Source organism: Tahibacter sp. (genome assembly GCF_032229445.1).
Classification (GTDB): Bacteria; Pseudomonadota; Gammaproteobacteria; order Xanthomonadales; family Rhodanobacteraceae; genus Tahibacter.
Genome location: NZ_JAVTWC010000048.1, coordinates 1 through 13,239, shown reverse-complemented (window position 1 = coordinate 13,239; position 13,239 = coordinate 1). Strand labels below are relative to the sequence as shown.

Genomic DNA, 13,239 nt, shown 5'->3' with positions numbered 1-13,239 from the left:
CGATCCCGATCCACGATTCCGCATGACAGCGCGACAGCGCATCGTCGTACACCGCGCCGATCAGCAGGCGCTCTGCCCGCAGCCCCGAGGCGAGCAGGCCCTGGATCAGATGAAGAATCTCGCGCCAGTCCGTTTCGTTCGCCGCTGCGCGCAGGCTTGATGCGACCAGCACGCCGTCGACCTGCCCATGCTCGGCTCCGACCTGCGCAAGCAGGCGCCGATAGCTCGCGACGTCGCCGTGCGCGATCTGTTCGTCCAGGCGCACCACGATAGGCAGTGTCTGCGGCGCGTCTGCCCGAAAGCTCCGTTCGAGCTGCGCGGCCATCTGCGCGTCGGCCACGATGCACAGGACGCGTTCGAGGTTCCGCATCGCGGCCATTGCCGGCTGCGGCTGCCACGTCTCCCGCAGCACAAATTGTTCCGGCGCCGATGCCACTGCGTCCCGCATATGCGTTTCCTCGATGTCCGGAATGTTGCGCTGCGTCACCGGCTGCCCGCCGGTCTGCCGACTCGGCACCCAGTGCCGGTCCTTTGCGAATGGATAAGTCGGCAGCGACAGGCGACGCCGCTTGCGACCCGTGTGCAAGGCGAGCCAGCCGATGGCGACACCACTGACCCACCGTTCGAGCAGCCGGTCGTAGTGTCCGTTCGCCAGCACTTGCGCCAGTTCGTCGCTGCTGAACGGCGCAACCGCATCCTTGCGCTGCGCCTCGCCCTGACGGCAGTTGCCAGACTGCGCTCCGAACCGGAGATAGGCCTCGAGCCGCTCGCGCAATTCGTCCAGGGAATCGACCACGAAGCCCAGGCGATACCCAAGCGCCTCGCGGCCGACCTGCAGCGTGTAGGCGAGGTCATGCAGTGATACTTCGGCGTGAAGCGCCGACTGCAGATGACGCTGCAGCCGCTGCACCTGCAACCGTAGCTGCTCTTCGCTGCGTGCCGACAGCACGACCACGGCTGGCGCTGAATCGACCGGCTCGGCATCGACCGGCTGGGCATCGATATGCTCCTGCACGATGACGTGCGCGTTCGTGCCACCCGCGCCGAACGAGGAGATGCCGCCGATCAACGGCAGCTCCTGCCGGGTGCCGTCGCCGCGCTCGACCACCGGGCGCAGCCAGGGAGCGAGCGTACGCTGGACGACGAACGGCGTCCGTTCGAATCCGATGTGCGGGTTGAGCACTTCCGCATGCAGCGACGGCACCAGCTGCCGGTACCGCATCTGCAGCAGTACCTTGGTCAGCGACGCGATACCGGCCGCACCTTCGAGATGGCCGATGTTCGACTTGACCGAGCCTATCGCGCAGAACTGCGTGTCGGTGGTCGATTGGGCGAACGCCTGCACCAGTCCTGCAATCTCGATCGGATCGCCCAGGCTGGTGCCGGTGCCGTGCGCTTCCAGGTAACTCACCGCGCGAGCCTCGATGCCGGCGTCCTTGAGCGCGATGGCGACGACCTGCCCTTGCGCCTGCGGATTAGGCACGGTGTAGCCCGTGGTCTTGCCGCCGTGGTTGATGCTCGATCCCTTGATCACGCCGTAGATGTGATCGCCGTGCGCCAGCGCGCGATCGAGCGGCTTGAGCAGTACCGCCCCGACGCCCTCGCCCGGCACGTAGCCATCGCCGTAAGCGCCGAAACTCTCGCAGCGGCCGCGGCTGGACGCGAACTGTGTCTGCGAGATCAGCAGGTATTTGTTCGGATGCACCGAGACGTTCACGCCGCCGGCGATAGCCGCGTCGCACTCGCCGCCGCGCACGGCGCGGCAGGCCATATGGATCGCCGTCAGCGAACTCGAACACATGGTGTCGATCACCAGGCTGGGGCCGTGGAAATCGCAGAAATACGAAACGCGGTTGGCGATCGGCGACATGCTGCCGGATACCGCGTACGGTTCGCCGAGAACCTGCGACTGAGCACCGTACAACTGATACTCCTGGTGCATGACGCCGACGAACACGCCGATGTTGCCGCTGGCGCCGCGCAGTGATTCACGCGTATAGCCGGCGTCTTCGATGGTCTCGTAGGCGCACTGCAGAAACAGCCGCTCCTGCGGGTCCATCCACTGCGCGTCGCGCGGCGAGATGCCGAAGAACAGCGCATCGAACCGGTCCACGTCGTCGATGAACCCGCCCCACTTGGTATAGCTCTTCCCCGGCCGGCTCCGGTCGGCGTCGAAATGCTCGCGATAGTCCCAGCGCGCAGCGGGAATCTCGGTGATGCTGTCGGTGCCGGCACACAGGTTCCGCCAGTATTCGTCGAGATCTCCGGCCTGCGGGTAGCGCCCGCTCATGCCGACTATCGCGATTTCCGTCGAGGCCAACGCGAGGGGGGCCGGCGACGCGGACGGTGGCGGCAGGACAGCGAAGCGATGCCCCGGCCCGCCTGACGAAACCGTGAACGGTAGCGCCGCTGGTGCGCTAGCGGCGGGAGGCCGTTCGAACGCACTCAGCCGCGCCGCCAGCGCCTCGCTATGGCGCTGCATGAAGTACTGCGCCAGCGCGTCAATGCTCTGGTACTCGAACATCAGTGTCTTCGGCAACTCGCCGAATGCTTCCTGCAGCGCGTCGACCAGGTTCAGCGCGAGGATAGAATCCAGGCCGTACTCGTCCATCGTCGCTTCGGCGTCGATGCGTTCCTCCGGCAGCTTGAGACTGCGCGACAGCACCCGCTTGAGGTAACCGACCGTCTGCTCGCGCAGGTCGCCGCGATCGGGCGCGCCCGGCGCGGCATGCGGCGCTCCATCCGGAAGCGGCGCTGGCGCGGCGTGCAGCGTCACTTGCGCCGACGGCAGCATCCGCTGCAGTGCCGCAGCGGTCGCATTCTGGACGATCACGTGCGAAGCGCTACCCGCACAGGCGGCATACAACGCCGCCAGTCCCCGTTCGGTAGCCAGCGGCTGCCATCCCTGCCGCTGCATGCGCTGCAGGGCCGCTTCGTCCATCCTCATTCCGCCTTCGGCCCATAGCGGCCAGCCGATGGAAACGGTGCGGCCGTGGCGGGATCCGTCGCGCACGCCGGCATTGCGATAGTTCGCATAGCCGTCGAGGAATGCGTTCGCGACGGCGTAGTCGCCCTGCCCGACGTTGCCGAGCGCGCCGCTGATCGACGAGAACAGCACGAACCAGTCCAGCGCCACGTCGCGCGTTGCGCGATCGAGATTGACGGTGCCGTGTACCTTGGCCGACAGCGCCGCGTGGAGTTGCGCGGTCGTCTTGTGCAGGATGAACCCATCATCGACCACGCCCGCGCAATGCACGACGCCGTGCAACTGGCCGTGCAGCGCCACGATGGCCATGGCGCATGCGCGCACGGCGGCGGCATCGCCGACGTCGAGTGCACGGTATTCCACCTGTCCGCCGTTCGCATCGCGCGTCAGCGCGTGGATCAGCTCCTGCTTCGTCGCGTCGAGCGCGGAGCGGCCGGTCAGGATCAGTCGCGCACCGCGCGCCTGCCGCACGATGTCGCGGGCGACGATCAGTCCCAATCCGCCGGCGCCGCCGGTAATCCAGTACACGCCGCCGTCCTTCCACGGCGCGCGGATCGCGCTGCGGTCGAGACGCAGCGGCGCGCCGGGAGTCAGCACGCTACGCTCGCCGCCGCGATAGCGCACGTTCACCTCGTCGGCGCGCAGTGCTGCATTTTCCACAATGGCGCGCGACAGGTCGGCGGCGCTCGCGTCGTGCGGCAGTTCGATCACCTGGCCGCGCAGCAGCGGATTCTCGAGCGCGGCGCTCTTGAGCAGCCCCGCCACCGATCCGAGCAGCAGGCCGTAGTGCTCGCCCCAGGGCTGGGCACGATCGGCCACGATCACCTGCAGCGTCGTGAGGGATTCCGGCCGGCTCGCCAGGATCCGTTGCACCAGCGAGAAAATCACTTCCCAGGCCGCGGCCAGCGACATCGGGTCGTTCACCGCCGGCAACGGCAGCCATTGCGCATCCGCATCGCTCGCGCGCAAGGCGTCGAGGTGCGTCGCATGGGTCGCATCGACGCAGATCCAGCGCGCCGCGATGGCGGTGGCCACAACAGCCGGCGCGGGCCGGGCTTCCCAGCGCGGCGCCAGCAGCACGGTGTCGATCGCATCAGCATGAGCATCGGCTTTCAGCGCACGTGAGGCGAGACCACGCAGACTCACACAAATCCTGCCGTCTTCGTCGCACAGATCGACGTCGGTTTTCTGCATCGCACCCGTCGATGCCGGACTCGGACGCAGATACGCCCATACACGAGCGGGCACGCGACCGAACACCTGCAGCCGCTCGAGCGCGAACGGGACAGTCGGTTGTGCGTCGTTCCGCGCGCGCCCGTCGTCCACGTCAGCGAGCGTCAGCGCGAACGCCGCCTGCAGTGCGCCGTCCAGCACACTGGGATGTAGCTCGAAATCCTCGCGCGTGCCGGCGACGCAGGACGGCAGCTCGACCTGCGCCAGCACGAACGGGTTGCCTTCTGCGCCGATGCCCAGGTCCAGCCGAAGCAGTCCGCGATGAGCCGGGCCGTAGGCGAGGCCGGCGGCCCGAAGCACGCGGTAGCACGCCGCCGCATCGATCGAGCGGCGGCAGCGGCCACGCAGCGCGTCAAGGTCGATCGTCGTCGGTTCGCTCGCGCGGGCCAGCAGCGTCGCGCGTCCTTGTACGTGGCGCGCTTCCTCGTCGGCAGCGCCGCCGCGGCGAACCATGAAATCGATCTCGCCGTCATCGCGGATCGTCAGCGCGAGGCTGAGTTCCACGCTGTCGTCGACGACCACCGGCCGCAGCCAGGCGACGTCGCGCAGCTCGACGATCTGCATCGCCGGATCGAGTGCGTCCCCGACGCTGCGTCTGACGCCCGCGAGCGCCATTTCGAGACAGGCGACCGCGGGCAGCAGGCGCCGGCCGGCGACCACGTGGTCGCGCAGGAAGAATTCGTCGCCACGGAAGTTCGTGCTGAAGCGCTGCTCGGCGAAGTCCGACGTGTTCCGCTGCAGCAACGGATGCAGGTACGCCGGCAACCCGGCGAATTCCTGCGGCGCCATGCCGTAGGATTTTCGTTGCGACCGCTCGATCCAGTGACGCTCGCGCGCGAACGGATAGGTCGGCAACGAGAGTCGCTGGGGTTGTACGCCCGGATAAAGCTGCTGCCACGGCACCGGCAGACCCTTTGTCCACAACGATGCCAATTGACGGTATTTGCCTTTCTCGATCCATTGCGCGACGGCGCCGGCGAGATCCTCGTCACCCGAGAACGCGCCCAGCACGTCGCCACCGCGACGCACTTCGCCGTGCCAGGTGTCTTCCACCGACGTCGCGCCCTGCAGCCAGTCGCCCAGCCGCGCAACGAGCACGTCGCGCGAGGAGGCCAGCAGGACGAGACGATGCTCCATCGCCTCCCGGCCCACCTGCAGGGTATAGGCGAGGTCCGCCAGTCGCAGGCCCTCGCCTTCCGCGTGCAGATGGTCGATGAGCTGACGCGCCCGCGCGCGCAGCTGTTCGCCGGTGACGGCCGACAGCAGGATGATTGCCGGCTGGCCCGGCACGCCCTCGTACGTCGCCGCGTCCGGCGCAGCGATGTATTCCTGCACGATCAGGTGTGCATTCGCGCCGCCGGCGCCGAAGGACGAGATGCCGGCCGTACGCGGATATTCTGCGCGCCTGCCGTCGAGTTCGATCTGCGGCCGCGGCCAGTCGGCCAGTTCGTGCTGCACCACGAAGGGGCTTTGCGCGAAGCGGATTTCCGGATTGATCTGCGCCGCATGCAGGGTGGGCGCGAGCTGCCGGTGGCGCATCTGCAGCACCACCTTGGTCAGCGCCGCGATACCGGCCGCACTTTCTCCATGGCCGATGTTCGACTTCACCGAGCCGATGGCACAGAAGGCCTTGTCATCGGTGCCGGACGCGAACGCCCGGGTCAGCGCGGCGATCTCGATCGGGTCGCCTAGCGCGGTGCCGGTGCCGTGTGCCTCGATGTAGCTGATCGTGCGCGGATGGACGCCCGACTGCCTGATCGCCTCGGTGATCAGGTCAGCCTGCGCCGTCAGGTTCGGCACGGTGTAGCCGCTGGTGCGACCGCCCGCGTTGAGCGTGCTGGCCTTGAGCACGGCTTCGATGCGATCGCCGTTCGCCAGTGCGGACGCTAGCGGCCGCAGCACGACGCAGCCCACGCCTTCGCCGTCGACGAAACCGTCGGCACCGGCGCCGAACGACTTGCAGCGATCGTCGCTGGCGAGCATGCCCTTGGCGGACAGCGTGAGGTACTGGATCGGGTCGATGATGAGATTGACGCCGCCGGCCAGCGCGACCTCGCACGATCTGCTGCGGAGGCTCTCCATCGCGAGGTGCACCGCCGTCAGCGACGACGAGCACGCGGTGTCGATGGCGAGGCTCGGACCGAGGAAATCGAAGGTGTAGGAGACGCGGTTGGCAATCGACCAGTGGCTCGGCTGCTGCCCGTAGGTGCTGTTCATGACGCCGACGAACACGCCGACCTTGCGCGCGGGCGAGAGGCTCTGCAGCGTATGCCCGGCGTCCTCGATGCAGGCATGGGCATGCGCGAGGAACAGCCGTTCCTGCGGGTCCATGCTCTCGGCTTCCAGCGGCGACAAGCGGAAGAACTGCGAATCGAAGCAGTCGATGTCGTCGAGGAACGCGCCCCAGCGGCTGTACATCGTGCCGGGCCGGCCCTTCTTCGCATCGAAGTAGACGTGCCAGTCCCAGCGCTGTGCCGGAATCTCGCTGACGCAGTTCACGCCGTCACGCAGGCGGCACCAGAATTCGCCGAGGTTGGCAGCCTGCGGATAGCGGCCGCTGATGCCGATGATGGCGATGTCCTGCGTCGGCGCCGTGAGCTCCGGTCGGACGCCCGAGGTCGCGGCGGTCTTCAAGGGTTCGGGGCGCGCGCTGCGGGCCGCAACGACCGCTGCCGGCGGCGCCGCGTCCATTCCCACCCAGCGCGCAGCCCGCTCACGCTCGCTGCCGAGCAGATGCCCGGCCAGCGCGGCGAGGGTCCGGTGTTCGAAGAACAAGGTGCTGGAAACATCGGGGAAAGTCTTGCGCAGATTGCCCGCGAGCTGCACGACCAGGATCGAGTCGATGCCGTAGGTCTCAAGCGGCTCGTTTTCGCCGATCTGTTGCGGCGGCATGCGCAGTGTCTCGCCGACCACGCGCTGCAATGCACGCCTCACCGCCTCGACGAGCGCGACGTCGTGTACCTGCGCCGGTGCCACGCTCGCCGTGATGCTCGCGACCGCCGTACGGCTGTGGATCGCCGGGGCATCGGCCGATGCCGCGGCGGGTTCGGGCGCCGCGGGTGCGGTCTGCGCAATCAGGCCGTCGCTTTCGGCGGCGATGACCTGTTGTCCCAGTGCATGCGCGGCCGCGGCCGGGAATCCGATCCGGACGTAGCCTTCCGATTCGAGCGCGCGCCGCCAGGCTGCTGGCGACAGCACCGGCGATCCGGTTTCGCGCAAGGCCGTGTCTTCCGCCCGCCACCAGCCTTCCAGCAGTCCGAACGTCAGATGCGACCACAGGTCGTTGCGGCTCATCTCGTTGACCAGCAACAGGCCGCCGCTGCGCAGCAGCGTCTTCGCATGCTTCAGGCTACGGCGCGCGTTGCGCGTGGCGTGGAGCACGTTCGTCGCCAGCACCACGTCGTAGGTGCCGGGCTCGAAACCTTGCGCGGCCGGCGGCTGCTCGATGTCGAGCAGCCGGCAGTGCAGATAGGGTGCGGTGACGCGATAGCTGTCCTCGGCGTGCAGAAGGAACGCGCGCGACACGTCGGTGTAGGCGTACTCCGCGATGTGCGACCGATGGGGCTCGAGCAGACGGAACACCTGCTCGCTGGTGGCGCCGGTGCCGGCGCCGATTTCGAGTACGCGCAGTCGCGTGGCCGGGTCGCTCGCGCACAGTGCGGCGACGTAGCCGTCAAGCGTGCGCGCCAGCGCGTCATTGAAATACTGGAGCACGGGGCTGTTCTTGTAGACGTCTTCGACCAGCCCCAGCGATGCGTTGGCGAAGATGACCTCGGTCGCTCGCCGCCGGCCGGTCAGGACCTCGGGCAGCGCCTTCAATGCCGCCTCGAGCAAGCCGATCGAGCCGGCAAGATCCGGCACCGCAAGCCACTGCGCCTTGGCCTCGTCCCACTGCGCCCAGGCCGCGTCTGGCGAGAGCGCATCGATGCCGCCGTCCAGGTAGCCCGCCGCGCTCAGGCGGCGCAGGCTCTCGCGCAGCCACGCCGCGTAGGTCGGCTGCATGCCGCTGGCCGGCACGTTCTGGGCCGGCACGTTTTGCGTCAGCATGCCGAGCGATTTCAATTGTGCATAAAGCAACACGAGCAGCGCGCTTTCCAGCGACTGCTCGAGCTGGGCACGGCGCTGCGCGTCTTCGCCCGCTGCGAACGCCGGTGCCGGCATGGCCGGTGGCGCCCATTCGCGCGGGGCGCGGGGGGGCAGCTCCCGCAGCGTTTCCGTCGTCGAGACGTCGACGCCGCGCGGCAACTGGTTCGCCTTGAGCAGCACGAGTTGCGTTCTCGGCTGGCCCAGCAGGGTTTCCAGGGCAGCCATGCCCTGTTCCGGCTCGATCGAGCCGATGCCCGAGTGGGCCATGCGCTCGCGATAGCCGTCGCCGGAGACAACGCCCACGCTGCCCCACCAGCCCCAGTTCATCACCTTGACCGGATAGGAGACGCGGCGCGCCAGCGCGCTGGCATACGCGTCCTCGAACGTGCAGCCGGCGGCATAGTTGGCCTGGCCGGCCGCCTTGGCAAAGCTCTGCAGCGACGAGAAGAACAGCAGGAAGTCCAGCGGTTCCTGCGCGAAAGCCTGGGCGAGCCGCACGCTTCCGCGCGTCTGCACGGCTATGCCCGCGCGGAAGCGCGCCTCGTCCATGTTGGCGAAACTCTTGTCCAGCAGTTCGATCGCCGAATGCACGACGCCGTGGATGCGTCCGTGCCACGCCTTTATCTGCGCACAGGCGCGCTCGAGTGCCGCCCGGTCGGTCACGTCTGCCTGCAGGTAGCGCGGCGCGGGACCGAGCCTGCCGAGCCGCTCCAGGCGTTGCGCGATGCGCTGGTCGGCGGGGCGCCGTCCCAGCCAGACGACCTGGGCCTGATAGCGGAGGATCAGATGTTCGGTGAGTGCCTCGCCGATGCCTCCGGCTCCGCCGGCGAGAACGTACACGCCGCCGGCACGCCAGGCCGTCTGCGGCAGGGAGGCGGGTTCGTAGCTCAGCAGGCGCTGCGCGAACCACTCGCCGCTGCGATACGCCAGCACGTTGCCACAGGGATCGTCCGGCATCGCCTGCAGCGCATCGGGCGCGTCCTCCTCGTCTGACGGCAGGTCCAGCACGCGCACGCGCCAGTTCGGATATTCCTTGCGCAGCGAACCGGCCAGGCCGTGCAGGCTCGCGTGCGCGGGATCGATCCTGTCCGCCTCGACCACGCGCACGGCCTGCCGGGTGACGAACGTCCACTCCAGCGCCTTGCGTTCGTAGTCCAGCCGCAGTAGTGCCTTGATGCAGCGGAAGCAGGCCAGCACACCGGCTTCCTGCGCATCGAGCAGCGCATCGGAGAAGACATCCGCCTCGTCCGCGAACGGCGCGAGCCAGTACACGTGCCCGATGTCGCCACCCTCGCGCACCGAGGCTTCCCAGTCGTGGGCCTGGTTCGGGTCTGCCGGAGGCAACAGGACTCGCGCATGCGGATGGAGCGCCAGCAATCGCGCCTGCTGTGCCTGCGATCCGCCGACGATGACGACGACGGCGCCTGGTGCAGGCCATGGTGTTTCCGACTCGACGACCACCGGTTCCCAGCGCGGAACGAGCAAGGCGGACTTCATGTCGGAGCGTCCTTCTTGTGTATCGCTGCCCGGGGTCGACGGCCGCGTCGATACGCCTTCGTCTTTACCGGCTGCGACGGCGCGACCTGCAAATCCCCTGATGCGCACGCAGACTTTTCCTTCGGCATCGCAGATGTCCAGATCCAGTCGGCGGAGTTCCCCGTCGTCGACGCGGGCGGACGGCCGCACAAGGACGAACCCCTGCGTGGGGCTGCTCGCATGCACCTCGAGCGACTCCAGTGCGAACGGCAACCGCGCGCGCGCGGGTCCGGCGGACTCGTCGTCGGGCAGGCCGATGGAGGACTGCAACGCACCGTCCATGACGCTCGGGTGCAGCACGTACGACTGCACCGTGTCGTCGAGGCTGGACGGCAGTTGCAGCTGGACGAGGGCGAACGGTGCTCCGGTGCGTGCGTCGCGGCCGGCGTGGATCGCCGCGATGCTGCGCTGCGACGGGCCGTAGACGAGTCCCATCGCATCGAATGCGGCATAGCACCCGTCAGCCCCGATGCGGGTGGCAGCGGCGGCCTGCAGCCCGGCGAGATCGACGCGCGCGGCCTCTTCGGTTTCCCGCAGCGCCACGTGCCCGCGCGAGTGCAGGGCCGTACCGGAAGCACTACCCGCAGCCGATTCGCTGTGGATCTCGAACTCCATGCCGCCGTCGGACGCGCGCAGTTGCACATGCACCGTCGTCGGCTCGTCCACGCTCAGCGGGCGTATCCACACGACGTCGCTGAAGCTCACCCGGCGTCGGGCCAGTTCGTCCGGCTCTATCGACAGCGCCGCCGCGGCGCGCGCCATTTCGAGATACGCGACCGCCGGCAACACACGCCTGCCGGCGACGACATGGTCCTTCAGGAAGAACTCGCTGCCGTCGAAAACCGAGGTGAAGCGCTGCAGGCCGAGCGTGGATGTATTGCGTTGTACGAGCGGGTGCAGCATCGGCGGGCGCGCGTCCGCAGCGCGGAACGAAATCCAGTAACGCTCCTTGGCGAACGGATAGGTCGGCAAGGAAATGCGTCGCGGCGGCGCCGCGTGCAGCCGCAACCAGTCGACCGTTCCGCCACGGCGCCAGTGCTGCGCGATCCTGTCGTACTGCCGCGTAGCCAACCATTCGTCCACTGCCGCGTCCGTCGCAGCGGGCTCGAGGCCTGCGGCGCTCTCGTCCTCACGCAGGAAACGGTCGAGCGCATCCGCCAGTTCCGCCAGTGAATGCGCAATCACGGCCAAGCGCGACTCCATCGGCTCGCGCCCGACCTGCAACGTGAAGGCGAGGTCCCGCAGCGAGAGATCGGCCGTGCGCGACAGATGCGTGCGCAGGTCGCGCGCGTAGTCGCGCAAGCGCTGCCCGTTGCGCGCCGACAGCACGACGATGTGCGCGGCGTCGGTCGACGGCGTCGCCGCCGCTTCCGAGGCAATGTGCTGCTCGAAGATGGCATGCGTGTTGGTGCCGCCGATACCGAACGAACTCAGCGCCGCGCGCCGCAGTCCGCCTTGCCAGGAGCGCAGCCGGTCAGCGATGTAGAACGGCGAATCGGCCAGCGCCAGCGCCGGGTTCGGCGTGCGGTAGTTCAGCGTCGGGACGATCTCGCCGTAATGCAGGCTGAGCGCGACCTTGATGCAGCCGGCAAGTCCGGCGGCCGCATCGAGATGTCCGATGTTGCTCTTGACCGAGCCCAGGCCGCAGTACTGGCGACGTTCGGTATGTTTCCGGTAGACCTGGGTCAGCGCGGAGAACTCGATCGGATCGCCCAGGCGCGTGCCGGTGCCGTGGGCTTCCACATAGCCGATGGTGTCCGGGTCGACCTGCGCTGCGCGCAGCGCCGATTCGATCACGCGTGCCTGACCGCCGACGCTCGGGGCGTAGAATCCGGCCTTGTCGGCGCCGTCGTTGTTGACCGCGACGGCACGGACCAGCGCGTAGATGTGGTCGCCGTCGCGCACCGCATCCGCCGCCTTCTTGAGCAGGATCGCGCCGACGCCTTCGCCGGCGATCATGCCGTCGGCAGCGGCATCGAACGCTTTGAGGTGTCCGTCGCTCGAGAAGTTGAGGCCGGGGCTGTGCAGGTAGCCGACGTTGTCCTGCGGCATCAGCATCGCGGCGCCGACGAGCGCGTAACGCGCCTCGCCAGCCATCAGGCTGTGACAGGCGCTCGCCATACCGACGAGCGACGAGGAACAGTTCGACTGCACGTAATAACTCGGGCCGTGCAGGCCAAGCTTGTTGGAGATCAGGCTCGGCAGCGTTCCTGCCTGAGCCAGCATCCACGAGACATAGGCCTCCGTGCCGCGTACCGCAGGCTCGCGCTGCTTGACGTCGTCGAACACCGCTGCCTGATACAGGCTCGTGCTGGCGGAGGCGAACACCGCGGTGTCGGGAATGTCCGACGCCCGATAGCCCGCGTCTTCGAGCGCCTTCCACGCATGCTGCAGCAGATGGCGCAGCTGCGGGTCCATGAACTCAGCGTCGCGGGCGGCGATGCGGAAGAACGCTGCGTCGAAGCAGTCCTTGTCCGGAATCGTCGAGCGGATGGGGACGAAGTGCGGGTCGCGCGCGAAGCGTTCGTCGACGCCGGCCAGGCGCAGCTGTTCGGCCGAGAGGAATTCGACGCTCTCGGTGCCGGTGCGCAGGTTGTCCCAGAACTGCCGGTGATCGGCCGCGCCAGGGAACGCGCAGGAGATGCCGATGATCGCGAGCGAGGTGTCGTAGTAGTCTGGGTGCAGGCCGGCGGACGGCTGCAGGTCGGGCGACGCATGACTCTGCGCGCCGGCCGCCGCGTGCGGCGCGGGCGCGCTCTGCGCGAGATGGCGCGCGATGTTGCGGATGCTCGCGTGGGCGAACAGCGTCGTCGCATCGAAGCGACTGTCGATGTCGTCCTGGATGCGTTTCACGACCACCGCGGCGAGCAGCGAGTCGCCGCCCACGTCGAAAAAACCGAGCCCGACGTCGACGTCGTCGACCCCGAGCGTGTTGCGCCAGATCGACGACAGCTGGCGCTCGAGCACTGACGCGTCATGAGCGGCGGATACCGGCTGCGTCTGCTGCAACGGCCGTGCAGCCAGCGCCTGGCGATCGGCCTTGCCGTTCGGCGTCAGCGGCAGTTCGTCGAGTTCGATCAGAACGGCCGGCACCATGTAGGCGGGCAGCGCCGATCTGAGATGAGTGCGAAGGCGCTCGGCGATGCCAACCTGCTCGCCTTGATGGCAAACGTAGTACGCGACCAGACGCTTGTTGCTGTCGGTCCCGGCGACGACGGCCACGCCATCGCGGACCTGCGGCAGCGACGACAGCGCCGCCTCGATCTCGCCCAGTTCGATGCGGAAGCCGCGGATCTTGACCTGCGAGTCGCTGCGGCCGAGGTACTGCACGCGGCCGTCGGCGAGGTAGCGGGCCACGTCGCCGGTGCGGTACAGGCGGCTGCCCGGTGCGCCGAACG

Annotated in this window: 1 protein-coding gene; it reads right to left on the bottom strand. The window is 68.3% G+C overall.

Going from position 1 to position 13,239, the window contains the following annotated elements; all coding sequences use genetic code 11:
- A partial coding sequence (locus RUU78_RS09410) for an SDR family NAD(P)-dependent oxidoreductase (protein WP_313915932.1) occupies positions 1-13,239 on the bottom strand: 13,239 nt, incomplete at both ends.